Origin of the sequence: Streptomyces thermovulgaris, assembly GCF_002155915.1 — a bacterium.
Lineage (GTDB): Bacteria > Actinomycetota > Actinomycetes > Streptomycetales > Streptomycetaceae > Streptomyces > Streptomyces thermovulgaris.
The window spans coordinates 1-24828 of record NZ_MUME01000027.1 but is presented as its reverse complement, the minus strand read 5'-3'; the positions used below and the strand labels follow the sequence as shown (position 1 = coordinate 24828).

Here is a 24828-nt window from a genome sequence, read left to right as displayed (position 1 = left end):
CGTGGCACGGGGGCGGGTGACATGCCGTTTCGGCTGTACTTCGGGGACGAGGACCTCATGCGGTGCCGGTTCGCGGTGTCGCCGCTGTGGGAGACCCAGGAGGCGGTGCGGACCCTGCGGCGGCCGGACCGGCACGGGTATCACACGCCCTGGCTGCGGCGCATCCGGAAGGCCGCGCACGAGCTGGACCTGAGCCTGCTGTGGCTGCTCATGCCCCGGCGCGGGCACACCCCGGACCTGTTCGGGCCGCAGCGGACCGGGCCTGCGACCACGTTCGAGGAGGAGATCGCCGCGATGCGCGCCACCGATCCCGCGGTGGCCCGCGAGGACCTGGCGCGTGCGCTCGCCGCCACGCCGGGGGCCCGGGAGTCCTCGCGGGGGCGGGCGCTGCTCGCCGATCCGGAACGTGCGGTGCACAGGCTGGCCGATGCGCTGGAGACGGCGTGGCACGCCCTGGTCGAGCCGGAGTGGCCGCGGCTGCGGGCGCTGCTGGAGGCGGACGTCGCCTTCCACTCGCGGCGGCTGGCGGAGGTGGGGCTCGGGGCGCTGCTGCCGGAGCTGGACCGGCGGCTGTCGTGGAACGGGCGGACCCTGACGGTGGACTGGGCGGGGGAGTACGAACGGAGGCTGGACGGGCGGGGGCTGGTGCTGATGCCCAGCGCGTTCTGCTGGCCGGACGTGGTCAGCGGGTTCGAGCCGCCGTGGCAGCCGGTGCTGGTGTATCCCGCGCGGGGGCTGGGCGGTCTGTGGGCCGAGCGGGGGTCCGACGCCGGGGAGGCCCTGGCACGGCTGCTGGGGCGGGGACGGGCGGCGGTGCTGTGCGCGCTGACGGACCCGGCGACGACCACGACCCTGGCCCATCGGCTGGGGCTGGCGCCGTCCTCGGTGTCGGCGCATCTGACGGTGCTGCGGGACGCGGGGCTGCTGACGTCCCGGCGGTACGGGCACCAGGTGCTCTACGAGCGGACCCCGCTGGGGATGGCCCTGGCCTCCGGGGGCTGAGCCGGACGCCCGCGGCCTGCGGGCGGGCCGGGGCCGCCGACGGGGACCGGGGCCGGGGGGCGCGTCCGGGGCCCGCCGCACGCGGGTGTGCCCCCGCCGCTGCCGCGCACACGGGCCGCGGAGCCTCGGCGGGACCACGGGCGGCCGTGCCGGACGGCCGCTCCTCGTCCGGGCCGCCGCGCAGGGGCGCCGGACGCCCGGTCCCCCGGTGGTCCTCCCGTCAGCCCTCTTGCCGGTCCTCCTGCTGCTCCCCTTGCCGGGCGAGGTACCTCTCGACCGTCTCCACCTTGGACGTGAGGCCGTCCGTCACCCCGGGGCGGATGTCCGCCTTGAGGACCAGGGAGACGCGCGGAGCGCGTGCCTCCACCGCGGCCACGGCGCGCTTGACGACGTCCATGACCTCGTCCCACTCGCCTTCGACGGAAGTGAACATCGCGTCGGTGCGATGGGGCAGGCCCGAGGCGCGCACCACCCGGACCGCCTCGGCGACGTACTCCCCCACGTCCTCGCCGACGCCCAGCGGCGTCACGGAGAAGGCGACGATCATGCGTTCACGATCCCCTCACGACGGGCGCGGGAGGCGATCACCGCGTCCTCGGCCTCCCTCTTGAGCCGGCGTTCGGCGAAGAAGCCGCCGGCCGGCAGGACCGAGAGGACGAGGTAGAGGGCGGCGGTCTTGAACGACCACTTCGCCCGGTTCCACGCGTCGGCCCAGAAGATCACGTACAGGATGACCAGGACGCCGTGGATCGCGCCCATCACGGGCACCGCGTTGAAGTCCGTGGTCCGCTTCAGGACCGAGCAGACCAGCAGCACGAGGAAGGAGACCGCCTCGGGGCCGGAGACCAGACGGAGGCGGCGGAGGGCGGTGGCGGTCTTGATGTCCACAGGTCACCTTCAGAGGGAGACGTCCGACAGGGCTTGTGAATGCGAGCACAAGCTCCGCCCATTGTGGCAAACCGTCCGGCGGGGGCGGCCGGGGGGTGGCCGTGGCAGACCCGTACGGGTGCGATCGGGGACGTCGTACGGGTGCGATCGGGGACGTTCTCCTCCTCCGGGCCCTGTCCGCCCTCCCTCCGCGCCGTTACCGTCGCTGCGTGGCGATGTTCCGACTTCAAGGCAGCAAGGTGCTCGCCGTCGACATGACCGGGGACGCCGTGAGGGCGAAGAACGGGTCGATGGTCGCGTACGACGGGCAGATGTCCTTCAAGAGACTGACCGGGGGCGGCGAGGGGCTGCGCGGCATGGTGACCCGGCGGCTCACCGGGGAGCAGATGACCGTGATGGAGGTGCGCGGCCACGGGACCTGCTGGTTCGCCGACCGGGCGTCGGAGATCAACCTGGTGCGGCTGTCCGGGGACACGCTGTACGTCGAGGCGGGCAACCTGCTCGCGACGGAGGCCGGGCTGAGGACGGGAACCACGTTCACCGGCCTGCGCGGCGCCTCGCAGGGGCACGGGCTGTTCACCACCACGGTCGAGGGCCACGGGCAGGCGGCGATCCTGTCGGACGGGCCGGCGGTGGTGCTCCGGGTGAGTCCGCAGTACCCGCTGATCGTCGACCCGGGCGCGTACGTCGCGCACCAGGGGAACGTGCGGCAGACCTTCCAGTCCGGTGCGACCTTCCGCACCCTCGTCGGGGAGGGCGGCGGGGAGGCCGTGCAGATCCGGTTCGAGGGGGACGGGCTGGTCTACGTCCAGCCGAGCGAGCGGAACACGATCGCGGGGGATGTGTGAGATGGCGTTCCGTGAGATCAACTCCATGATGGTCGAGGCGACGGTCGTGCCGGGGCAGCGGCTGTTCAGCCAGCGCGGGGCGATGCTCGCCTACCGGGGCGACGTCACCTTCACCCCCAACCTCCAGGGCGGCCAGGGCGGTCTGATGTCGATGATCGGACGCCGGGTGGCGGGCGAGGCGGCCCCGCTGATGACCGTGGAGGGCAACGGCACGGTCCTCTTCGGGCACGGCGGCCACCATGTGCACGTGATCACCCTGACGGGCGACACGCTGTACGTGGAGGCGGACCGGCTGCTCGCCTTCGAGGGCACCCTGGAGCAGGGGACGATGTTCATGGGCTCGCAGGGCGGGGTCATGGGCCTGGTGCGCGGCCAGGTGACGGGCCAGGGGCTGTTCACGACCACGCTGAGGGGGCACGGCTCGGTGGCCGTGATGGCGCACGGCGGCGTCTTCGAGCTGCCGATCACCCCGCAGCGTCCGGTCCATGTCGACCCGCAGGCCTATGTCGCCCACCACGGCGACGTCCGCAACCGGCTGTCCACCGCGCTGGGCTGGCGCGAGCTGGTGGGGCGCGGCTCGGGGGAGGGCTTCCAGCTGGAGCTGAGCGGCAGCGGAACGGTCTACGTCCAGGCGTCGGAGGAGAAGCTGTGAGCGCGTACGGAACACCCGGCGCCGGGCCCGTGGTCCACGACCCGGCGACCCTGCCGGCCGACGACAACGTGAACCCGTACACCTTCTGCGTGGAGCTCAAGGGGAACCAGTGGTTCCTGCAGAAGGGGAAGATGATCGCCTACTACGGGGCGATCGAGTTCAACGGCATCGGGCACGGCCGGCTGGACCGTCTGGTCCGCACCGCCTTTCATTCGCCTCTGCACGCGAGCGACTGGGTGGTGGCCGAGGGTTCGGGGCGGATGCTGCTCGCCGACCGGGCCTTCGATGTCAACTCCTTCGATCTGGACGACGGCAATCTGACCATTCGCTCCGGCAATCTGCTCGCTTTTCAGCCAACTCTTGCGCTCAAACAGTCGATCGTGCCGGGCTTTCTGACGCTCATCGGAACCGGAAGGTTCGTGGCCGCCTCCAACGGGCCGGTGGTGTTCATGGAACCCCCCATCCGGGTGGATCCGCAGGCCCTCGTCGGATGGGCCGACTGCCCCTCTCCGTGCCACCACTACGACCATGGCTATCTGACCGGCGTATGGGGCGGTCTACGTGCGATGACGGGCCTCGGGCCGGTCTCCGGCGAGGAGCACCAGTTCGAGTTCACGGGGGCCGGCACCGTGCTGCTGCAGTCGAGCGAGACCCTCATGCCCGAGCAGGCCGCGGGAGTGCTCCCGGACGCCCCCGGAGTGCCCGGTGCCGGAGGCCCGGCCGGAACCGGCGGACACCCATCCGGTGCACCGAGCCTTCCCGGACAGGTGGAAGGACTCCGGCGCCGCTTCGGGCTGTGAGCGGTAGTCTGCGGAGTGTGACCTCGAACGTGTGCACACCCGTCACACCACCCTGACTAGTTCGTTTTTCAACTTCTTAGGTAGACTTCATTCATGGAGACCGAGACGGCCACCCGCTGGCTGACCGATGCGGAGCAGTGCGCCTGGCGCACCCACCTGGAGGTCAACAGGCTGTTGACGTACCAGCTCGAGAAGGACCTCCAGCCGTTCGGCCTGACGCTGAACGACTACGAGATCCTGGTGAATCTCTCCGAGTCGGAGGACCTGCGCATGCGGATGAGCGACCTCGCGGCCGCCACCCTCCAGTCCAAGAGCCGCCTCTCGCACCAGATCACCCGGATGGAGAACGCGAATCTGGTGCGCCGTGAGAACTGCGAGTCCGACCGCCGGGGACTGTACGCGGTCCTCACCGAGCACGGCATGGAGACCATGCAGAAGGTAGCGCCGCACCATGTGGCGTCCGTGCGGAGGCACTTCATCGACCTGCTGGACCCCGAGGTGCTGCTGGAGCTGGACAAGGCGCTGAAGCCGGTCGCCCAGCACCTGCGGGACCAGAGGGGACGTCCGTGACACCCGGCCTGCCGGGATGAGCGCGCCGTCCCGGCGCCGGTGCCGCCGCACGAAGCGACAGGCGGGGCTCTTTCAAGAGCCCCGCCTGTCGCCTTTCCGTGCGCCCGGCATCCGCCCGATGAGCCGGATGCCGCCGGCCTCCCGTGCGCCTGCCGGGTCCTACTCCCTGGTCAGACCCGCCACCAGCTCGTCCGCCGCGGTGTACGGGTCCAGCTCCCCCGCCACGATCCTCTCCGCGAGAGCGGTCAGACGGCGGTCGCCGTGCAGGTCGCCGATGCGCTCCCGCAGGGCCGTGACCGCGATCGTCTCCACCTCGCGGGCGGCACGGGCCCGGCGCCGCTCCGCCAGGACACCGCGCTCCTCCATCCAGGCGCGGTGCTTCTCCAGGGCCTCCACGACCTCCTCGACGCCCTCGGCGCGGGAGGCCACCGTCTTGACGATGGGCGGACGCCAGTCGCCGGGGGCGCGGGCCTCGCCGAGGCCCAGCATGTGGTTCAGCTCCCGGGCGGTGGCGTCCGCGCCCTCACGGTCGGCCTTGTTGACGACGAAGACGTCGCCGATCTCGAGAATGCCGGCCTTGGCCGCCTGGATGCCGTCGCCCATGCCCGGGGCCAGCAGGACGACCGAGGTGTCCGCCTGGGAGGCGATCTCCACCTCCGACTGGCCCACACCGACCGTCTCCACCAGGATCACGTCGCAGCCCGCCGCGTCCAGCACGCGGATCGCCTGCGGAGTGGCCCAGGCGAGACCTCCCAGGTGGCCGCGGGAGGCCATGGAGCGGATGTAGACGCCCGGGTCGGAGGCGTGCTCCGACATGCGGACGCGGTCGCCGAGCAGGGCCCCGCCGGAGAAGGGCGAGGACGGGTCGACGGCCAGCACGCCGACCCGCTTGCCCTGCTTGCGGTACGCCGTCACCAGCGCCGAGGTGGACGTCGACTTGCCCACGCCCGGGGAGCCGGTGAGGCCGACCACGTAGGCGTTGCCGGTGAGCGGAGCGAGCGTCCGCATCACCTCCCGCAACTGCGGGGACGCCCCCTCCACCAAGGAGATCAGCCGGGCCACGGCCCTCGGCCGGCCCTCCCTCGCCTGGGCCACCAGAGAGGAGACGTCCTGCATCACAGCTCCGTTCACGTGATCCTCGTACGCCGTCCGCGTACGAGGGGGTCGTACGAGAGGGGTCGGTCGGGAAGGGGGTTGGCGCCGTCGGGGTCCGTCACGCCTTCGGCACCCGGACGATCAGCGCGTCGCCCTGGCCGCCGCCACCGCACAGCGCGGCCGCGCCGATGCCGCCGCCGCGCCGCTTCAGTTCCAGGGCCAGGTGCAGGACGATACGGGCGCCGGACATCCCGATCGGGTGACCCAGGGCGATGGCGCCGCCGTTCACGTTCACCTTTTCCGTGGACACGCCGAGGTCCTTCATTGACTGCACGGCGACCGCGGCGAACGCCTCGTTGATCTCGATGAGGTCGAGGTCGGAGACCTCCAGGCCCTCCTTCTTCAGCGCGTGCCGGATCGCGTTGGAGGGCTGGGAGTGCAGGGAGTTGTCCGGGCCGGCCACATTGCCGTGGGCGCCGATCTCGGCGATCCACTCCAGGCCCAGCTCCTGCGCCTTGGCCTTGCTCATCACCACCACGGCCGCCGCGCCGTCCGAGATCTGCGAGGAGGAGCCGGCCGTGATCGTGCCGTCCTTGGCGAAGGCCGGGCGCAGCTTGGCCAGCGTCTCCACGGTGGTGTCGCCGCGGACGCCCTCGTCCTGGGTGAACAGCACCGGGTCGCCCTTGCGCTGCGGGATCTCCACCGGGGTGATCTCGGCCTCGAAGACGCCGTTCTTCTGCGCGGCGGCGGCGCGCTGGTGGGACAGGGCGGCGATCTCGTCCTGCTCGGCGCGGCCGATGCCCAGACGGGCGTTGTGCTTCTCCGTGGACTCGCCCATGGCGATGCCCTCGAAGGAGTCGGTCAGGCCGTCGTGGGCCATGGCGTCCAGCACCTGGACGGCGCCGTACTTGTACCCCTCGCGGGACTTGGGGAGCAGATGGGGGGCGTTGGTCATGGACTCCTGGCCGCCGGCGACGATCACGTCGAATTCACCCGCGCGGATCAGCTGGTCGGCCAGGGCGATGGCGTCCAGACCGGAGAGGCAGACCTTGTTGACGGTGAGCGCCGGGACGTTCATCGGGATGCCGGCCTTGACCGCGGCCTGGCGCGCCGGGATCTGCCCCGCCCCGGCCTGGAGCACCTGGCCCATGATGACGTACTGCACCTGGTCGCCCCCGATCCCCGCACGGTCGAGGGCGGCCTTGATCGCGATGCCGCCGAGGTCGGCGGCCGAGAAGGACTTGAGCGAGCCGAGCAGTCGTCCCATGGGCGTACGGGCGCCCGCGACGATCACCGAGCTGTTCGTTCCGGACGTTCCTGAGGTTCCAGAAGACATGAGCTGCGATCCCCTTACCGGCTGGACAGCCGAGGAGTGAACGAGGGTTTACCTCGAATGTACTGAGGGGTCGTGCACCCCGTCATCCGGCGGTGAGTGTGATCGCGCGCACGTTGCGTAACCATCCGATGCGCGTTGCACTGAACCCATGCTGACGCGAATCGACCACATCGGGATCGCCTGTCACGACCTCGACGCCACCGTCGAGTTCTACCGGGCCACCTACGGCTTCGAGGTGTTCCACACCGAGGTCAACGAGGAGCAGGGCGTGCGCGAGGCCATGCTCAAGATCAACGATACCTCCGACGGCGGCTCGTCCTACCTCCAGCTCCTCGAGCCCATCCGCGAGGACTCCCCCGTCGCCAAGTGGCTTGCGAAGAACGGCGAGGGGGTGCACCACATCGCCTTCGGCACGGCGGACGTCGACGCGGACGCCGCCGAGATCCGCGGCAAGGGCGTACGCGTTCTGTACGACGAGCCGCGACGCGGTTCCATGGGGTCACGGATCACCTTCCTGCACCCCAAGGACTGTCATGGCGTGCTGACAGAACTGGTCACTTCGGCGCCTGTTGAGTCGGATCGGCACTGACCCACGTACAAAAGGGCCGGTAGGGTTGGGAGCGGTCGTGTCCACTGCGATGCGACCGCTTTCCGGGGTCCGGTTTCGGGGGACGAACGCCGGGGCAGCAGCGCACGCTCCGCCGTTGATCTGACACCATTCCCCGGGGGCCCCGTTCGGCGGATGGACGGAGCTCTTTGGACAGGCTTGCGACCAGGGGACGGATGGGACCGCGCAGTGCGGGGCTACGAACGCCAGGAGCGAGAGCCGGCGGCTGACGTCGACCACCTCTCTCGGTTCGAGGCCGAGATGGAACGGCTGAAAACCGAGCGGGACAAGGCGATCCAGCATGCCGAGGACCTCGGCTACCAGGTCGAGGTGCTGCGCGCCAAGCTGCACGAGGCGCGCCGCGCTCTCATGTCCCGGCCCGCCTACGACAGTGCCGACATCGGCTACCAGGCCGAGCAGTTGCTGCGCAATGCGCAGATGCAGGCCGATCAGATCCGCGCGGACGCCGAGCGCGAGCTGAGCCAGGCCCGGGCACAGACCCAGCGCATCCTTCAGGAGCACGCCGAGCAGGCCGCGCGTCTGCAGGCCGAGCTGCACGCCGAGGCCGTCAGCCGGCGTCAGCAGCTCGACCAGGAGCTCGCCGAGCGCCGGAAGACCGTCGAGTCGCACGTCAACGAGAACGTCGCATGGGCCGAGCAGCTGCGCGCCCGTACCGAGCAGCAGGCCCGCCGGCTGCTCGACGAGTCCCGTGCGGAGGCCGAGCAGACGATGGCCGCCGCCCGCGCGGAGGCCGAGCGGCTGACCGCGGAGGCCCGGCAGCGGCTGCAGAGCGAGGCCGAGGCGGCCCGTGCGGAGGCCGAGCAGATCCTGCGCCGTGCCCGGACGGAGGCCGAGCGGCTGCTGAACGCCGCCTCCCTGCAGGCCCAGGAGGCCGCCGAGCACGCCGAGCAGCTGCGCACCTCCACGCTGAGCGAGTCGGACGCCGCCCGCCGCCAGGCCGCCGAGCTGAGCCGGGCCGCCGAGCAGCGCATGGCCCAGGCCGAGGAGGCGCTGCGCAAGGCGCAGTCCGAGGCGGAGAAGCTGGTCGCCGAGGCCAAGGAGACCGCGGCCAAGACGCTGGCCACCGCCGAGGCCACGAACGAGCAGCGCACGCGCACGGCCAAGGAGCAGGTCGCCCGGCTGGTCGAGGAGGCCACCAAGGAGGCCGAGGCCACTAAGGCCGAGGCCGAGCAGGTGATCGCGGACGCCCGCGCCGAGGCGGAGAAGATCGTCGCGGAGGCCGCCGAGAAGGCCCGCACGATCACCGCCGAGGAGAGCGCGACCCAGCTGTCCAAGGCGGCGAAGACCGCCGAGGACGTGCTGAACAAGGCCTCGGAGGACGCCCGGCGGACCACCCGGGCCGCGGCCGAGGAGGCCGAGCGGATCCGCAAGGAGGCCGAGGCGGAGGCCGAGCGGATCCGCAAGGAGGCGCAGAGCATCGCCGAGCAGCTCAAGGGCGCCGCCAAGGACGACACCAAGGAGTACCGCGCCAAGACGGTCGAGCTGCAGGAGGAGGCCCGCCGGCTGCGCGGCGAGGCCGAGCAGCTGCGGGCCGAGGCGGTCGCCGAGGGCGAGAAGATCCGCGCCGAGGCCCGCAAGGAGGCCGTGGCGCAGATCGAGGAGGCGGCCAAGTCCGCCGAGGAGCTGCTGGCCAAGGCGAAGGCGGACGCCGACGAGCTGCGCACCACCGCGCAGACCGACAGCGAGAAGGTCCGCACCGAGGCCATCGAGCGGGCCACCACGCTGCGCCGGCAGGCCGAGGAGACCCTGCAGCGCACCCGCAAGGAGGCCGAGAAGCAGCGCGAGGAGGCCGAGAAGCAGGCCGAGGCCGTCAGGACGGAGGCCGAGCGGGCCGCACGCGAGCTGCGCGAGGAGGCCGAGCAGGCGGCGGCGGCCCGGCGGGCGGAGGCCGCCGAGGAGGCCGAGCGGCTGCGCACCGAGGCCGAGGAGCGTCTCGCCGCCGCCGAGCAGGCGCTGACCGACGCCCGCGAGGAGGCCGCCCGGATCCGCCGGGAGGCCACGGAGGAGGTCGAGCGGCTGCGCACCGAGGCCGCCGAGCGGATCCGGACGCTGCGGCAGCAGGCGGAGGAGGAGGCCGAACGGCTGCGCACCGAGGCCGCCGCCGAGGCCTCCGCCTCCCGCGCGGAGGGCGAGGCCCTCGCCGTACGGCTGCGCTCGGAGGCCGCCGCCGAGGCCGAGCGGCTCCGGACGGAGGCCCAGGAGACCGCGGACCGGATCCGTACGGAGGCCCAGGCCGCGGCCGAGCGGCTGGGCACGGAGGCGTCCGAGACGCTGGCCGCCGCCCAGGAGGAGGCGGCCCGGCGCCGCCGCGAGGCCGAGGAACTGCTCGGTGCCGCGCGGACGGAGGCCGACCAGGAGCGCGAGCGGGCCCGCGAGCAGAGCGAGGAGCTGCTGGCCTCCGCGCGCAAGCGCGTGGAGGAGGCGGAGGCCGAGGCCACCCGGCTGGTGGAGGAGGCCGACCGGCGCGCCACCGAGCTGGTGTCCGCCGCCGAGCAGCACGCCCAGCAGGTGCGGGACTCCGTGGCCGGGCTGCACGAGCAGGCGCAGGAGGAGATCGCCGGGCTGCGCTCGGCCGCCGAGCACGCCGCGGAGCGCACCCGCAAGGAGGCCGAGGAGGAGGCGGACCGGGTCCGCACCGACGCCTACGCCGAGCGGGAGCGGGCCGGCGAGGACGCCAGCCGGATGCGGCGCGAGGCGCAGGAGGAGGCCGAGGCCGCCAAGGCCGAGGCCGAGCGCACGGTCTCCGAAGCGATCGCGGAGGCGGAGCGGATCCGCACCGAGGCCGCCGAGCACGCCCAGCGGGCGCGCACGGAGGCCTCCGAGACCGTCGCCCGGGCCGAGCAGGACGCCTCGCGCACCCGCGCGGAGGCCCGCGAGGACGCCAACCGCATCCGCTCGGAGGCGGCGGCCCAGGCGGACACGCTCGTCTCCGAGGCGCGCTCGGAGGCGGACCGGATCCGGGCCGAGTCCGTCGCCGAGGCGGAGAAGCTGATCTCCGACGCCACCGGGGACGCGGAGCGGCTGCGTGCCGAGGCCGCCGAGACGGTGGGCTCCGCGCAGACGCACGCCGAGCGGATCCGCAAGGAGGCCGAACGGGTCAGGGCCGAGGCGGCGGAGGAGGCCGAGCGGCTGGTCGCCGAGGCCCGCGCGGAGGCCGAGCGGACCCTGGACGAGGCCCGCCAGGAGGCCAACAAGCGGCGTTCGGAGGCCGCCGAGCAGGTCGACAAGCTCATCACGGAGACCACGGCCGAGGCCGACAAGCTGCTCGCCGAGGCGCAGGCGAGCGCGGTCGAGACGAAGGCGGAGGCGGAGTCCCAGGCCGACACGATGGTGGGCGCGGCCCGCAAGGAGGCCGAGCGGATCCTGTCCGAGGCGAGGATCGAGGGCACCGCGACGGTGGAGAAGGCCCGTGCGGACGCGGACGAGCTGCTCGTCGGTGCCCGCCGGGACGCCACCCAGATCCGGGAGCGCGCGGAGGAGCTGCGCGAGCGTCTGACCCGCGAGATCGAGGAGCTGCACGAGCGGGCCCGCCGCGAGGCCGCCGAGACGATGAAGTCGACCGGCGACCGCTGCGACGCGCTCATCAAGGCGGCCGAGGAGCAGCTGGCCAAGGCGCAGGCCAAGGCCAAGGAGATCGTCTCGGAGGCCAACACCGAGGCCGGCAAGGTGCGCATCGCCGCGGTGAAGAAGGCCGAGACGCTGCTGAAGGAGGCCGAGCAGAAGAAGGCGAAGCTCGTCAAGGAGGCCGAGGAGCTGAAGGCCGAGGCGGTCCGCGAGGCGCGGCGCACGGTCGAGGAGGGCAAGCGCGAGCTGGAGATCCTGATGCGCCGGCGCGAGGACATCAACGCCGAGATCTCCCGGGTCCAGGACGTCCTGGAGGCGCTGGAGTCGTTCGAGGCCCCGCCGTCCGGCAAGGACGGCGGCATCAAGGCGGGCGTGGGAGCACCCCGGTCGGGCGGCAAGTCGTCGGAGGGCTAGCCGTCCGGCGGCGCGGGCCGGGACAAGGCCGTGGTGCCCGGCACAGCCGCCCGGGCGCGCTCCGGGCGGGGTCCGGTGCGTGACACGGGCACGGCGGAGGAGGAAGTCGACGCGATGGGGTCCTCCTGCTCATGGGGCCCGGGGCGGACGGCGGCAGCACACCGCCACGGCTCCCTGCCCGCAGAACCCTGACGGAGCATGCCGGCCCCGCGCCCGCGGCGGGATCCGCCGGGCGGCCCTCGCGCCGGACGGCCGGATTCCTGCCCTTCGCGGGGCTTTGCCCTGCTTCTTGGCAAGGCTTCCGACGGTCAGCCACTCAAAAGAGGTGTCATTCTCCAGATCAAACACGTATCCGCTCGATGACACACCGCTTCGGCGCCTAGGATTCCACCTATCACCTCACCGGTCTCTTTCGACAGGAACCCCATGAGCGACACTTCCCCCTACGGCTTCGAGCTTGTGCGGCGTGGGTACGACCGCGCTCAGGTGGACGAACGCATTGCCAAGCTCGTCTCCGACCGCGACAGTGCTCTCGCCCGCATCAGCGCCCTGGAGAAGCGCATCGAGGAGCTCCATCTCGAGACGCAGAACGCCCAGGCCCAGCTCAGCGACGCGGAACCGTCGTACGCGGGCCTCGGCGCACGGGTCGAGAAGATCCTCCGCCTCGCCGAGGAGGAGGCCAAGGATCTGCGTGAGGAGGCCCGGCGCGCGGCCGAGCAGCAGCGCGAACTGGCCGAGGCCGCGGCCCAGCAGGTCCGCAACGACGCCGAGGCCTACGCCGCGGAGCGCAAGGCCAAGGCCGAGGAAGAGGGCATCCGGATCATCGAAAAGGCCCAGGCCGAGGCCGCCCAGCTGCGTGCCGAGGCGCAGAGGGACGCCCAGTCCAAGCGGGAGGAGGCGGAGGCCCTCTTCGAGGAGACCCGCGCCAAGGCCGCGCAGGCCGCCGCCGACTTCGAGACGAACCTCGCCAAGCGGCGCGAGCAGTCCGAGCGCGACCTGGCGGCCCGTCAGGCCAAGGCGGAGAAGCGGCTGGCGGAGATCGAGCACCGCGCCGAGCAGCTGCGTCTGGAGGCCGAGAAGCTGCGCACCGACGCCGAGCGCCGCGCCCGCCAGACGGTGGAGACGGCCCAGCGTCAGGCCGAGGACATCGTGGCCGACGCCAACGCCAAGGCGGACCGCATCCGTTCGGAGTCCGAGCGCGAGCTCGCGGCCCTGACCAACCGCCGCGACTCCATCAACGCCCAGCTGACGAACGTGCGCGAGATGCTGGCGACCCTCACCGGTGCCGCGGTGGCCGCCACCGGCTCGCCGACCGAGGAGGAGTCGGCCTCCCGCAGCGTTCCCGCCCAGCAGTCCCGGTAACGACTGCATCACCATGTCCGGCATGGGCTGATATGTCGTAAAGCTCCCCGTCCATTCAACTGGCGGGGAGCTTCACGACTGTTCTAACGTGGGGCGCATGATCGAGCTCGAGGGGCTGACCAAGCGTTACGGGGACAAGCTGGCGGTCGACAACCTCACCTTCACCGTCCGGCCGGGCACCGTCACCGGCTTCCTGGGACCCAATGGCGCCGGGAAGTCGACGACCATGCGGATGATTCTCGGCCTGGACCACCCCACTGCCGGCAGTGTGCGCATCGACGGTCGGCGCTACCAGGAGCTCAAGGATCCGCTGACGTACATCGGCGCCCTGCTGGACGCCAAGGCCGTGCACGGCGGACGCAGCGCCTACAACCATCTGCTGTGCCTGGCGCAGAGCAACGGCATCCCGGCCCGCCGGGTGGACGAGGTCCTGGACATCGTCGGTCTGACCCCGGTGGCGCGGAAGAAGGCGAAGAACTTCTCCCTCGGCATGAGCCAGCGGCTCGGCATCGCCGCCGCGCTGCTCGGCGACCCGCGGATCCTGATGTTCGACGAGCCGGTCAACGGTCTCGACCCCGAGGGCATCCAGTGGATCCGCAGCCTGATGAAGTCGCTGGCCGCCCAGGGCCGCACGGTGTTCGTCTCCTCGCACCTGATGAGCGAGATGGCGCTGACGGCGGATCACCTCGTGGTCATCGGCCAGGGCCGGCTGCTCGCGGACATGTCCATGGCCGACTTCATCGCGCAGAACTCCCAGTGCCGGGTCCGGATCCGCACCCCGGAGCGCGAGCGGATGCTCGACGTGCTGCACACGGCCGGGATCACGGCCGTGGAGAAGGACGGCGGGCTGCTCGAGGTGGAGGGCAGCAGGGCGGAGCGCATCGGTGAGCTGGCCGCCGAGCACCGCATCGTGCTGCACGAGCTGAGCAGTCAGCAGTCCTCGCTGGAAGAAGCGTTCATGCAGCTGACGGCCGGGTCGGTGGAGTACCACGCGCACACCGGGCAGGCGCAGCAGACCGGTGGGACCGGGCCCGCCGTGGTGCCCGCCCAGCCCGTGGCCGCGGACACGAAGAAGGAGAGCTGAGCCATGACGACCCAGATCATCAGGTCCGAGTGGACCAAGATCCGGTCGGTGGCGTCCACCGTGTGGACCCTGTCCCTGGCCCTGGTCGTCACCGTCGCCCTCGGCATGCTGGTGTCGGCCCTGACCCGGCACGGGTTCGAGAACATGCGGGAGCAGGACCGGCTCTCCTTCGACCCGACCTACATCAGCTTCGCCGGCATGGGGCTCGGCCAGCTGGCGATGATCGTGTTCGGTGTGCTGGTGGTGACCAACGAGTACAGCACCGGCATGATCCGCACCTCCCTGGCCGCCGTGCCGCAGCGCGGCGTCTTCCTGGCGAGCAAGGTGGCGGTGGCGACCGCGCTGGCGCTCGTGGTCGGCATGGTCACCAGCTTCCTGGCGTTCTTCCTCGGGCAGGCGCTGCTGGGCTCGCTGGGCACCTCGCTCGGCGAGGAGGGCGTGCTGCGGGCGGTGATCGGCGGCGGTCTGTACATGGCGCTGATCGCGATGTTCTCCATGGGCATCGCCGCGATGCTGCGCTCGCCGATGCTGTCGCTGGGCATCCTGATGCCGTTCTTCTTCCTGATCTCCGGCATCCTCGGCGCCGTCCCGGCGACGAAGAAGTTCGGCCAGTTCCTGCCCGACCAGGCCGGCAGCCGCATCATGCAGGTGGTCATCCCGGCCGGGGACGACACGCCCTACGGCCCCTGGGGCGGGCTGGGGATCATGGCGCTGTGGGTGATCGCGGCGCTCGCCGGCGGTTATCTGCTGCTGCGGAAGCGGGACGCCTGACGGCCGGGAGCCCTGTCTCCTCTCCTGGGTGGAACCATTGGCGCCCGGTTATCCTCCTAACCCTTGCGGGGGCGTGTGTCCCGCTGTCCTGAACCTTTCGATGGGTGCGGAGCATGATCGAGGCAGTCGGCCTGACCAAGCGCTACGGCGACAAGCTCGCCGTGGACAACCTCTCGTTCCAGGTGCGTCCCGGCGCGGTCACCGGCTTCCTGGGACCGAACGGCTCGGGCAAGTCGACGACCATGCGGATGATCCTGGGTCTGGACAACCCCACCGCCGGAACGGTGACGATCTGCGGCCGTCCCTACCGCGAACTGCCGAACGCGCCCCGCCAGGTCGGCGCGCTGCTGGACGCCAAGGCCGTGCACGGCGGACGCAGCGCGCGCAACCATCTGCTGTGCCTGGCCCAGCTCTCCGGCATCCCGGCCCGCCGGGTGGACGAGGTGCTGGGCGTGGTCGGGCTGCACGACGTGGCGAAGAAGCGGTCCAGGGGCTTCTCCCTCGGCATGGGCCAGCGGCTCGGCATCGCCGCCGCGCTGCTGGGCGACCCGCAGGTGCTGCTGTTCGACGAGCCGGTCAACGGTCTCGACCCCGAGGGCATCCTCTGGGTCCGCAATCTGATGAAGTCGCTGGCGGCGGAGGGACGGACCGTGTTCGTCTCCAGCCATCTCATGAGCGAGATGGCGCTCACCGCCGACCATCTGATCGTCATCGGGCGGGGGCGGCTGCTCGCCGACATGAGCGTGAAGGACTTCATCGCCGCGAACTCCGCGGGCTTCGCCCGGGTCCGCACGCCCGACACCGAGCCGCAGCAGCGGGAGAAGCTGACGTCCGTGCTGACGGAGGCGGGCGCGCATGTGCTGCCCGAGCAGGACGGCGCGCTGCGGGTGACGGGGCTGCCGCTGCCCCGCATCAGCGACCTCGCGCACGAGGCGGGCGTCCGCCTGTGGGAGCTGTCGCCGCACCAGGCCTCGCTGGAGGAGGCGTACATGCGGATGACCCAGGAGGCCGTCGACTACCGTTCGACCGCCGACCAGAAGGCCGGTCTGATGCAGCCCCTGCCGCCCGGCGCCGAGCCGCCCCTGCCGGTTCCCGGCCAGGGCCAGCCCGGCTGGTACGTCCCACCGCCGCCGCAGCGGGACGAGCGTGCGTCCGCCCCGGACACGGCCCAGTCCTCCGGGACGTCCGGCCGGCCCGCCGCCCCGGCCGAGCAGCCGTCCGCGCCGGTCGCCGCCTCCGCCGCCGACCCCGCCGACTCCGCCCCGTCCGAGGACGCCCGATGAGCACACCGCAGACTCCGCTGCCGCAGCAGGCCGCGCCGCCCTCCTGGGAGAGCGGCTACACCTCGCCGATCCCCGTGGTGCGCGCCCATCTGGGACACGCCATCGTCTCGGAGTGGACGAAGATCAGATCGGTGCGGTCCACGGTGTGGACCCTCGGCATCTACATGCTGATCGTGCTCGGCATGGGGGCGCTGATCGCCTGGGCCATCGTCAGGGTGCCCTCGGAGTTCCACGGCAGCGAGAATCCGCTGGCGTTCGGCTTCTTCGGGCTGCTGGTCGGCAGCGTCTGCATCATCACGCTCGGTGTGCTGACCGTGGCCTCGGAGTACGGCACCGGCATGATCCGCACCACGATGACGGCCTGCCCGAGCCGCATCCGGGTGCTCGCGGCGAAGGCCGTGGTGTTCTTCCTCGTCGCCTTCACCACCACCCTGTTCTCCGCCGGGCTCGTCGCCCTGGTGCACACGGCCCTGCTCGACGGCACCGGCGCCCGGCAGCCGACCGGCGAGGAGTGGCTCAGGGGCACGCTCGGCATCAGCCTCTACCTGGCCATGCTCGGCCTGCTCTCCCTGGCGGTGGGCGCGATTCTGCGGCACTCGGCGGGCGCCATCACCCTCATGATCGGTGTGGTGCTCGCCCCGCTGGTCCTCGCGGCGTTCATGCAGGTGGAGTCGCTGGAGAAGCTGCGGGACGCGCTGTTCGACTACTCGATCCCCAGCCAGATGGCCGTCTTCTACGCCAACACCGGCGCCACGCTCAGGGACTCCGGCCCGTCCGGCTGGGACTCGCTGTGGATCATCCTGGGCATGACGGCCGCCGCCTTCGCCGTCGCCTGCGTACTGCTGCAGAAACGAGACGTCTGACCCTCCCGGCGCCCCGGTTCCGCCGTCGCCCCTCTGCCCCTTGTGCGGGTGTGCGGCGAAGAAGCAGCAGTGGCCGGGGCGTCCTTCGGCATCGGGCCGGCTCCGGCGAACGGTGTCGTACGGGAAGGCCCGCAGCCCCGCGGCAGGATCCGGACGGCGCTTCCCTCCGGACTCTTGCCGGGCCTCTTCCAGCTTTTTCCGGAGCCTCTCAGAACCGCGGTGCGTTGCGGGAGCGCTGCACTCGGGCGGTGCGGCGGTCCCGCGCGTTCCAGCACGCCTTGTGCCAGTGCCGGCGGTCGTCCACGCCCGCGTACTGCGGCCAGGCCACCACGTGCGGGACGCCGGAGGGGATCATCTGGTCGCAGCCCGGGCAGCGGTAGGTCTTGCCCTGGGCGCTGGCGCCCGCGACATGGCGCACGCTCCAGTCCTCGCCCTGCCAGCTCTCGGTGAACTGCCAGCCTCCGTAACGGCCCGCGGAGTCGTCCGCGGCGCTCCGTCCGGGCCGGCCGGCACCTCTTCCACCCTTGGGTCGGTTGCGACGCGGGGACACGGAACACCTCACGGACATGTACGGAGAACACGGACCTTCTCCAGCCTACGCGCCGCCGTGGGGGCGGACGCACGGAACCGATCCCTCCAAGTTCCCCGTCGACGCCGTCCGTTGCGGCCGCCCTGCCTCCCATTCCGCAGACAATCCGCAAATCTCTTCGCCAGGCCGTGACTTCGGCACGTGTCGGGCGGTTATGCCCGGCGGGGAGCTCCGTGTCGGAGCCGAGGAAACAGGAAGAGCGATGCGCGTAGGAAGTTTCGTGCTGGCGGCCCAGTTCCCGGGGCAGGGCCAGGGGGAGGCGCTGCACCGGGCGGTCCGCTCCGCCGAGATCGCCGAGGAGGCCGGGCTGGACACGGTCTGGCTGGCCGAGCACCACTTCGTCCCGTACGGGACGTGTCCGTCGGCGATCACCCTGGCCGCGCTGCTGCTCGGTCGCACCCGCCGGCTGAGGGTGGGGACGGCGGTCAGCGTGCTGCCCACCACCCATCCGGTCGCGCTCGGCGAGCAGGCGGCGCTGCTGCATGTGACGAGCGGCGGACGGTTCTCGCTGGGGGTGGGGCGCGGCGGCCCCTGGGTGGACCTGGAGGTGTTCGGCACGGGACTGGACGCGTACGAGAAGGGCTTCCCGGAGTCGCTGGACCTGCTGCTGCGCTGGCTGCGCGAACCCTCGGTCTCGGCCTCGGGGGAACGATTCACCTTCCGTGAGGTGCCCGTCGTGCCGCGTCCGTCGGAGGCGTTGACGGACGGCTCGACGGAGGCGGAGGGCCCCGAGGTCGTCGTCGCCTGCACCTCTCCGACGAGCGTCCGGCTGGCCGGGGAGCGCGGACTGCCGATGCTGCTGGGCATGCACATCGGGGACGAGGAGAAGGCCGAGATGGTCGCCCTGTGGCAGCGGTGTGCGCGGGCGGCGGGCCGGACGGACGAGGAGATCCGGGGCGCCGCCCATGTCTCGGCAGGTGTCTGCCAGATCGCGGACCGGCGCTCGGAGGCGGTGGAGACGCTGCTGAAGGCGATGCCAGGATGGCTGAAACGGGGCCTGGACGCCCATGTCACCGTGGACGGCCGGCCCCGCCGGATGCGCGATCCCCTGGAGTACACCGAGCTGCTGTGCGGTCTGCACCCGGTGGGCCCCCCGCAGCTGTGCGCCGACCGGCTCACCGCCACCTTCGAGCGGACCGGCATCTCCCGCTTCGCCCTGCTCGTGGAGGGCTCGGGCGACCTGGCGACGACGGGGGAGAACGTACGGCGGCTGGGCGCCGAGGTGCTGCCCCGTCTCCGCTGAGCGGACACACCCGCGAACTGCCCCGTTTCACGAACGGCTTGCCGCCCCTGCGTGCCTGGTACTTCCCGCGGACGGAGCGGCAAGCAAACGGCTCACGGCGTCAGCAGTCCCGCAGCTCCGGGGACTGGTTGAGTATCTGGCTGCGCACCGAGGTGAACCGGGCGAGCGTCTCGTCGACCGAGGGGTCCTGCGGGAACACCGCCACCCGGTGGCAGTTCTGGAAGGCCAGCCGCACACCGAAGTGCCGCTGCAGTGCACCGCGTATGGCGTCGCTCGCAAGAGCGCGCAGCAGCTGTCCGCGTGCCTGCTCGTCCGGCGGGGGCGTCTGGTTGTCGGCGAACTGACCGCCGTCCTCCTTCAGCCGCTCCACCAGAGAACTGATCATCTCCCATGCGTAGGGCAGGGAGGTCCGGACGCAGTCGACGAAAGCGGCTTCATCGACCTCGCCTCGCTCGGCCTGTTCGAGGAGGGCCGGTGAGACGTCGAGCGACATGAGTTCTCCTCTCGCACCCCAAACAGCAGGGGTCGCCTGACAGGTATGGGGGCTCGCGATACCGAACACGGTAAGTACACAGATCACGACCTCCCGTTCACTACGGTAGGCACAAGAAGGAAGGCTCACTAGGAGAATGCGCATACACGCCGGTCGGGTTGGGCACACAATCGGCCACGAGTGAACACGGGTTATCAAGGGAAAAACGGGACGGTCCGCAGGGGCGCGGCCGGCCGCCGGGGGAGGGTCCTTCGCCGAATCGCGCGCACCGCCGTGCGTCGAGTAGCGTTGCCGACCATGCGTCTCGTCATTGCCCGATGCTCCGTCGACTACGTGGGCCGGCTCACCGCCCATCTGCCGCCAGCCCCCCGTCTGATCCTGATCAAGGCGGACGGCAGCGTCTCGATCCACGCCGACGACCGCGCCTACAAGCCGCTGAACTGGATGTCACCGCCGTGCACGCTGAAGGAGGGCACAGGCGATCAGGAGGGCGTCTGGACGGTCGTCAACAAAGCAGGCGAGAAACTGATCATCACCATGGAGGAGATCCTCCACGACTCCACGCACGAACTCGGCGTGGATCCGGGCCTGATCAAGGATGGCGTGGAGGCACACCTCCAGGAGCTGCTCGCCGACCGGATCGAGACCCTCGGCGAGGGCTTCACACTGATCCGCCGCGAGTACATGACGGCCATCGGCCCGGTGGACATCCTGTGCCGGGACGGCAACGGACAGACGGTCGCGGTCGAGATCAAGCGGCGCGGCGAGATCGACGGCGTGGAGCAGCTCACCCGCTATCTGGAACTGCTGAACCGCGATCCCCATCTCGCCCCGGTGAGGGGCATCTTCGCCGCTCAGGAGATCAAGCCCCAGGCCCGCGTCCTCGCCACCGACCGCGGCATCAGCTGCCACATCCTGGACTACGACGCGCTGCGGGGCATCGAGGACGACAAGCTGCGGCTGTTCTGAGGAGGCTGCGGCTGTTCCGAGGCACACGCCGTTTCCGCCGCCGCGGCCGGGCGCCGCGGCGGCGGAAACCTGTCGGCTCCCGGTCCGGTTCTCAGATCACCGTGTCGGGGGCACCGCTGCCGTCCGGCGTGCCCGTGCCGCCGGTCGCCGGGGCGCTCGCCGGACTGCTGGACTCGACCGGGGCGCTCGCCGAGGCGCTGGTCGTCGGCGTGGAGCCTCCCGTCGTGTCGTCCGAGGGCTCTCCCGTGGGCTCTTCACTGGGCTCGTCCGAGGGCCCGCCGGTGTCGTCCGAGGGCTCGCCGGTGCCCCCACTGGGAGAACTGCTGGGGGACCCGCCGGAAGAGCCGCCCGTGGAACCACTGCCGCCCCCGCCGGTCGTGCCGCCGGTCGACGAGCCGGAACCTCCCGATGCCCCAGGCGACGTGGACGGGGATCCCGGGGACTCGCCCGTGCCGGACGGCCTGGCGCTCTGCGAGGGCTCGGCGTCCCCCGGCGTGGCCGGGTCGCCGGACGCCTCGCGGGTGCCGCCCGGACCCGAGCCGGCCGGGCGGCTGGTGGCCCTTCCGGTGTCGCCCTGGTCCGGGGCGTCGGCGTCCAGGGTGCCGTCGTCGGTGTCCTGGCCCGCGGACGGGTTCACCCCGACCTTGTCGGCGGGGGGATTGGCGTCGTTGTGGGAGGTGGCGCCGAGGGTCACCACCGTGCCGAGGACGGCCGCGAGCAGCGCGCCGGCGCCGGCCGCCACGAGGTTGCGCCGGGCCAGGCCCTTGAAGCCGACGCGGTGCTTGGCCGGGCCGCCCGCCGCGGTCGCCGGGGTCGCGGCGGGGGCGGTGCCGGGCGGCCGGAGCGCCGGGAGGGGCACGGTGATCTCGCCCGGCGGGGACGCCGACTCCTCGGTGCGGGCGTCCGGCACCTCCTCCCCCACGGTCGCCCCGAGGGCCATCGGGCCCGCGTCGGCCGGTGTGGTGCCGGAGCGGTCGGCGACCAGGGCGAGGGCACGGCGCCCGGCGACGGTGCCGCGCTTGTCGGCGAGCGCACCGCGCAGCCCGATGGAGGCCTCCAGCTCGGCGCGGGCCCGGTCCAGCCGGCCGCCGCAGAGCGCGAGGATGCCCAGCTCGTGGTGGAAGTAGGCCTGTTCGGCGACGTTCCCGGCGAGCCGGGAGGCCTCGGCGCCGAACCGCAGCGTCCGCTCCCAGGCGTTCCAGTCGAGCCCCGCGGCGAACGCGGGCGCGGCCGCGCGGGCGAGCCGGACGGCGGGGCTCTCCTCGTCCACGTCCGCCCGCCCGGTCTCCGGCACCAGCGCCCCCAGCACGGCGAGCACGGCGTCCGCCTCGGCGCACACCCGCTCGGGGCCGACCGAGGGATGCCCGGCCCACCAGGTGTAGTGCCGGGCGGCGGTGAGGACCCGTTCCGCGGCGTCCTCGCCGTAGCCGGCGGCCTCCAGCTGGGTCAGCACTCCGGCGGCGAGCCGGTAGCGGGAGCCGACCGGGGAGACCAGTCCGCAGCTCACCAGCTCGCCGAGCGCGGCGTCGGCGTGGGTGTCGCCGACCAGCGCGGGCAGATGCGCCTGGTGGGGGACCTCGCCGCCGAGCGCGACGGCGAACCGCAGGGTCTCCCGCGCGGATGCGCTCAGCCGGGAGGCGAGCAGCGGCGCGGGCGCGGCGGCCTCGCCGAGCGACGGCAGGGGGACCTCGTCGCCGGCGCCTCCCTCGAGGGGGGCGTCCGTGGGCGGCGCGTCCTCGAAGACGCCGAACTCGTCGACCGCGGTGGTGCTGGCCCGCAGCCGGTCGTGCTGGCTCAGCAGGGCACCGGCCTGGACGAAGCGCAGCGGCAGGCCCTCGGACTCGAACCAGAGGTCGCCGGCCCAGGTGGCCTCCGTCTCGGTGAGCGTGCGGCCCACGCCCCGCTCGATGAGCTCCACTCCGCCGGCCCGGTCCAGGCCGCTGAGGCGGATCTCCTGGAAGTCGGCCTCGGCGGACGGCGCGGGCACGTCCGGTGTGGCGCTGATCAGGAAGGCGCACTCGGGGGTCGCATCCAGCAGCTCGTCCAGCGCGCTGCCGCCGAACTCGATGTCGTCCACGACGACGATCGCGCCGATCTCACGGACGTGGGCGCGCAGTTCGTCCTCGTCGGGCCGGTACCCGGGCGCGTGGTAGACGGCGTGGAAGAGGTCGTACAGCAGGTCGCTCGCGCTGCGGCGGAAGCCGGTGAGGCGGACGACGCCGTCGGGGGCGAGGTCCTCGCAGTCGTCGGCGACGAGGTCCAGCAGGCTGGTGCGGCCGGAGCCGCCCGGTCCGGTCAGACGTACGGAGCAGCCGCGGGCGAGCAGCCGCACCAGCTGCTCGCGCTCGTCCTGGCGCCCCAGAAGCGGCTGCGGGATCGAGGGCAGGCCCGGCGGGTGGGGCGGCCCGGCCGCGGCCTCCCTCTCGGCACGCTCTTCCTCGGTGTACTTCCGCGGGCGCCCCGGGCGTTCTCCTCCGGGTCCTTCGAGCGGGAGGACGTCCCCGGGCGGGAGGGCTTCGATCTCGCTGCCGTCGACGGGGTTGACGGTCAGCAGGAACTCGCCCGTGACGATCCGTGCCGTGCGGGCCGGTGCGGGCGTCTGCGACGTGAAGTCGGATGCGAGGGATTCCCGGGGCGGGCGCTGACGCGGCGTCTGGCCGTCGCTGTCGTGGCCCATGTCCTCGGGTTCCCGGGTGGTCGGGTCCATAGGTTCCAAGCCCCCAAAAGCGTCGTGTGCCGACCGTGGCCGGCCCCTCCCGGCCTTGCCGCTACCGCGCTGTCGCCTCCGGTCCGGGCCCGCTCGAGGGTTTCTGGGCAGCGGGCGACCGCACCCTAAACCTTCGCACAGTATCTCCGACAGCCCAGGGTACCGAGCCGTCCGAGACGTCATGGTCTCGTGAGAATTACGCCTGACGTACGGTTCGACGGCGTGCGTCCGGCTCTTCGGGGGCCGGGTTCGCGCATGCACACTCGGGGGCCGGACGGCACCTTCCGCGCGGCCTTGGCCGGACCCGGGGGCGGGGTCCGGCGCCGGGTGCCCTGCACGCCCCATCGGGCGGCGAGGACACACCTCTTGGGGAGGACACACCCCCTTTGGCACACCCCCTCGGGCGGCGGCACATCCCTTCGGACGGCGGGGAACCTCCTCCGGACCGCGGGGAGGGGAAGCACTCGGCGGAGAAGAGCGGCGGAATTTCGTCCGCCGGCCGGTGGCACCGCGACGGGGCACGGTGCCGCCGGCCGGCGAGCCCGCCTGGGTGACACCTCTTCAGACGCGGGGCAGGGACTCGAGTCCGATGCCGCCCTCGATGGCGAGGATGCGGTGCAGCCGGGTGGCCACCAGCAGGCGCTGCATCTGCGGCGGCACGCCGCGCAGCACCAGCCGCCGCCCGCAGCGGCCGGCCCGCCGGTGGGCACCCATGATCACACCGAGTCCGGTGGCATCCCAGGAGTCGAGCTCGGACAGGTCGAGCACCAGGTCGCCGACGCCGTTGTCGACGGCCGCGTGCAGGACCGTACGGGCGTCCGCCGCGCTGCGGACGTCGAGGCGGCCCTCGACGACCAGCTCGGCGTGGTCGCCCCTGATGAACATATGCACTCCCGAGAATGCGGCGGCGTACTCCGTTGACGGTGACTGTGCAACCTTTGACTGTTTCTGCGACAGTCTGGTTGCCGGCCGTAAGCAAACCGATACCGAATTCACCCTGCCGGGTGACACCAGGGCCCCAGGGGCCCTGGCGCGGTGTCAGTACGTGTAAAAGCCCTGCCCGCTCTTGCGCCCGATGTCACCGGCATCAACCATCCGGCGCATCAGCTCCGGCGGGGCGAACTTCTCGTCCTGGGTCTCGGTGTAGATGTTGCTGGTGGCGTGCAGCAGGATGTCGACACCGGTCAGGTCGGCGGTGGCCAGCGGGCCCATGGCGTGGCCGAAGCCCAGCTTGCAGGCGAGGTCGATGTCCTCGGCGCTGGCGACGCCCGACTCGTACAGCTTGGTCGCCTCCACGACGAGGGCGGAGATCAGACGGGTGGTCACAAAACCGGCCACGTCCCGGTTGACGACGATGCAGGTCTTGCCGACCGACTCGGCGAACTCCCGCGCGGCGGCGAGCGTCTGATCGCTCGTCTTGTAGCCGCGGACGAGCTCGACCAGCTGCATCATCGGCACCGGCGAGAAGAAGTGCACGCCGACGACCCGCTCCGGACGCTCCGTCACGGCCGCGATCTTGGTGATCGGGATGGCGGAGGTGTTGGAGGCGAGCACGGTGTCCTCGCGTACGAGCTTGTCGAGCGTGCGGAAGACCTCGTGCTTGATCTCGAGCTTCTCGAAGACGGCCTCGACCACGACGTCCGCGTCGGCGGCGGCGTCCAGGTCGG

At 72.0% G+C, this 24828-nt stretch carries 23 protein-coding genes; 14 read left to right on the top strand and 9 right to left on the bottom strand.

Annotation, left to right across the window (positions count from 1 at the left end; translation table 11 throughout):
• The first annotated feature begins 21 nt into the window (after nucleotides 1-21).
• The gene (locus CCN35_RS03445; RefSeq protein WP_086791458.1) at nucleotides 22-1002 is read left to right on the top strand and encodes an ArsR/SmtB family transcription factor; all 981 of its coding nucleotides are present in this window, start codon (nucleotides 22-24) and stop codon (nucleotides 1000-1002) included.
• A gap of 220 nt (nucleotides 1003-1222) precedes the next feature.
• Here the strand turns inward: CCN35_RS03445 and CCN35_RS03440 are convergent, their stop codons facing one another.
• Both CCN35_RS03440 and CCN35_RS03435 read right to left on the bottom strand, forming a co-directional pair.
• A complete protein-coding gene (locus tag CCN35_RS03440; protein WP_067397843.1) occupies nucleotides 1223-1549 on the bottom strand; it encodes an MTH1187 family thiamine-binding protein in 327 nt (108 codons plus the stop codon).
• Nucleotides 1546-1890, bottom strand: a complete 345-nt coding sequence (locus CCN35_RS03435; RefSeq protein ID WP_067397844.1) for a DUF3817 domain-containing protein — start codon at nucleotides 1888-1890, stop codon at nucleotides 1546-1548. Before CCN35_RS03435 ends, CCN35_RS03440 begins: the two co-directional genes overlap by 4 nt.
• Before the next feature lie 215 nt (nucleotides 1891-2105).
• Between CCN35_RS03435 and CCN35_RS03430 the strand changes: the two genes are divergently transcribed.
• From CCN35_RS03430 to CCN35_RS03415, 4 genes are all read left to right on the top strand, one after another.
• Nucleotides 2106-2738, top strand: coding sequence for an AIM24 family protein (locus tag CCN35_RS03430; protein WP_067397845.1), 633 nt, complete (start codon nucleotides 2106-2108; stop codon nucleotides 2736-2738).
• A gap of 1 nt (nucleotide 2739) precedes the next feature.
• The gene (locus CCN35_RS03425) at nucleotides 2740-3390 is read left to right on the top strand and encodes an AIM24 family protein (RefSeq protein ID WP_067397846.1); all 651 of its coding nucleotides are present in this window, start codon (nucleotides 2740-2742) and stop codon (nucleotides 3388-3390) included.
• Nucleotides 3387-4190 carry an AIM24 family protein gene (locus CCN35_RS03420; RefSeq protein WP_067397847.1) on the top strand — a complete coding sequence of 268 codons (804 nt, stop codon included), beginning with the start codon at nucleotides 3387-3389 and terminating at the stop codon, nucleotides 4188-4190. The genes CCN35_RS03425 and CCN35_RS03420 overlap by 4 nt, the downstream gene beginning before the upstream one ends.
• A 93-nt stretch (nucleotides 4191-4283) precedes the next feature.
• Nucleotides 4284-4760 carry a MarR family winged helix-turn-helix transcriptional regulator gene (locus CCN35_RS03415; RefSeq protein ID WP_067397848.1) on the top strand — a complete coding sequence of 159 codons (477 nt, stop codon included), beginning with the start codon at nucleotides 4284-4286 and terminating at the stop codon, nucleotides 4758-4760.
• A 159-nt stretch (nucleotides 4761-4919) separates the two neighbouring features.
• Here the strand turns inward: CCN35_RS03415 and meaB are convergent, their stop codons facing one another.
• Both meaB and CCN35_RS03405 read right to left on the bottom strand, forming a co-directional pair.
• On the bottom strand, nucleotides 4920-5876 hold the full coding sequence (gene meaB, locus CCN35_RS03410; RefSeq protein WP_067397849.1) for a methylmalonyl Co-A mutase-associated GTPase MeaB: 957 nt from the start codon (nucleotides 5874-5876) through the stop codon (nucleotides 4920-4922).
• Nucleotides 5877-5973: 97 nt separating this feature from the next.
• Nucleotides 5974-7191: an acetyl-CoA C-acetyltransferase gene (locus CCN35_RS03405; RefSeq protein WP_169721328.1), complete on the bottom strand. Its 1218-nt coding sequence runs from the start codon at nucleotides 7189-7191 to the stop codon at nucleotides 5974-5976.
• A 148-nt stretch (nucleotides 7192-7339) separates the two neighbouring features.
• On the opposite strand from CCN35_RS03405, the gene mce reads away from it, so the two are divergent.
• The 7 genes from mce (at nucleotide 7340) to CCN35_RS03370 (ending at nucleotide 17160) form a co-directional block, all read left to right on the top strand.
• Nucleotides 7340-7780: a methylmalonyl-CoA epimerase gene (gene mce / locus CCN35_RS03400; protein WP_067397850.1), complete on the top strand. Its 441-nt coding sequence runs from the start codon at nucleotides 7340-7342 to the stop codon at nucleotides 7778-7780.
• Between the two features lie 207 nt (nucleotides 7781-7987).
• Nucleotides 7988-11797 (top strand): polarized growth protein Scy, encoded by a 3810-nt coding sequence (gene scy, locus CCN35_RS03395; protein ID WP_067397851.1) that lies wholly within the window; start codon nucleotides 7988-7990, stop codon nucleotides 11795-11797.
• Between the two features lie 426 nt (nucleotides 11798-12223).
• Nucleotides 12224-13159: a coiled-coil domain-containing protein gene (locus CCN35_RS03390; protein ID WP_067397852.1), complete on the top strand. Its 936-nt coding sequence runs from the start codon at nucleotides 12224-12226 to the stop codon at nucleotides 13157-13159.
• A 97-nt stretch (nucleotides 13160-13256) separates the two neighbouring features.
• A complete protein-coding gene (locus CCN35_RS03385; protein WP_079129924.1) occupies nucleotides 13257-14243 on the top strand; it encodes an ABC transporter ATP-binding protein in 987 nt (328 codons plus the stop codon).
• Between the two features lie 3 nt (nucleotides 14244-14246).
• Nucleotides 14247-15014, top strand: a complete 768-nt coding sequence (locus tag CCN35_RS03380; RefSeq protein WP_067397853.1) for an ABC transporter permease — start codon at nucleotides 14247-14249, stop codon at nucleotides 15012-15014.
• 113 nt (nucleotides 15015-15127) lie between these two features.
• Nucleotides 15128-16297 (top strand): ABC transporter ATP-binding protein, encoded by a 1170-nt coding sequence (locus CCN35_RS03375; RefSeq protein WP_067397854.1) that lies wholly within the window; start codon nucleotides 15128-15130, stop codon nucleotides 16295-16297.
• Complete coding sequence (locus CCN35_RS03370; protein WP_067397855.1) at nucleotides 16294-17160, top strand: ABC transporter permease subunit; 867 nt, start codon at nucleotides 16294-16296, stop codon at nucleotides 17158-17160. The genes CCN35_RS03375 and CCN35_RS03370 overlap by 4 nt, the downstream gene beginning before the upstream one ends.
• 208 nt (nucleotides 17161-17368) lie before the next feature.
• Here the strand turns inward: CCN35_RS03370 and CCN35_RS03365 are convergent, their stop codons facing one another.
• Nucleotides 17369-17710: an ATP/GTP-binding protein gene (locus CCN35_RS03365; RefSeq protein ID WP_067397856.1), complete on the bottom strand. Its 342-nt coding sequence runs from the start codon at nucleotides 17708-17710 to the stop codon at nucleotides 17369-17371.
• A 241-nt stretch (nucleotides 17711-17951) separates the two neighbouring features.
• Here CCN35_RS03365 and CCN35_RS03360 point away from each other — a divergent pair, with 241 nt between their 5' ends.
• Nucleotides 17952-18992, top strand: coding sequence for an LLM class flavin-dependent oxidoreductase (locus CCN35_RS03360; protein ID WP_067397857.1), 1041 nt, complete (start codon nucleotides 17952-17954; stop codon nucleotides 18990-18992).
• A 100-nt stretch (nucleotides 18993-19092) separates the two neighbouring features.
• Here the strand turns inward: CCN35_RS03360 and CCN35_RS03355 are convergent, their stop codons facing one another.
• Nucleotides 19093-19485, bottom strand: a complete 393-nt coding sequence (locus tag CCN35_RS03355; RefSeq protein ID WP_067397858.1) for an SCO5389 family protein — start codon at nucleotides 19483-19485, stop codon at nucleotides 19093-19095.
• Between the two features lie 297 nt (nucleotides 19486-19782).
• Between CCN35_RS03355 and nucS the strand changes: the two genes are divergently transcribed.
• Nucleotides 19783-20454, top strand: a complete 672-nt coding sequence (gene nucS / locus CCN35_RS03350) for an endonuclease NucS (protein WP_067397859.1) — start codon at nucleotides 19783-19785, stop codon at nucleotides 20452-20454.
• Nucleotides 20455-20545: 91 nt separating this feature from the next.
• On the opposite strand, the gene CCN35_RS03345 is transcribed toward nucS, so the two are convergent.
• From CCN35_RS03345 to CCN35_RS03335, 3 genes are all read right to left on the bottom strand, one after another.
• Nucleotides 20546-23161 (bottom strand): ATP-binding protein, encoded by a 2616-nt coding sequence (locus tag CCN35_RS03345; protein ID WP_086791456.1) that lies wholly within the window; start codon nucleotides 23159-23161, stop codon nucleotides 20546-20548.
• Between the two features lie 561 nt (nucleotides 23162-23722).
• Nucleotides 23723-24046: an STAS domain-containing protein gene (locus tag CCN35_RS03340; protein ID WP_067397861.1), complete on the bottom strand. Its 324-nt coding sequence runs from the start codon at nucleotides 24044-24046 to the stop codon at nucleotides 23723-23725.
• A 153-nt stretch (nucleotides 24047-24199) separates the two neighbouring features.
• A partial coding sequence (locus tag CCN35_RS03335; RefSeq protein WP_086791454.1) for a 3-hydroxyacyl-CoA dehydrogenase family protein occupies nucleotides 24200-24828 on the bottom strand: 629 nt, incomplete at its 5' end.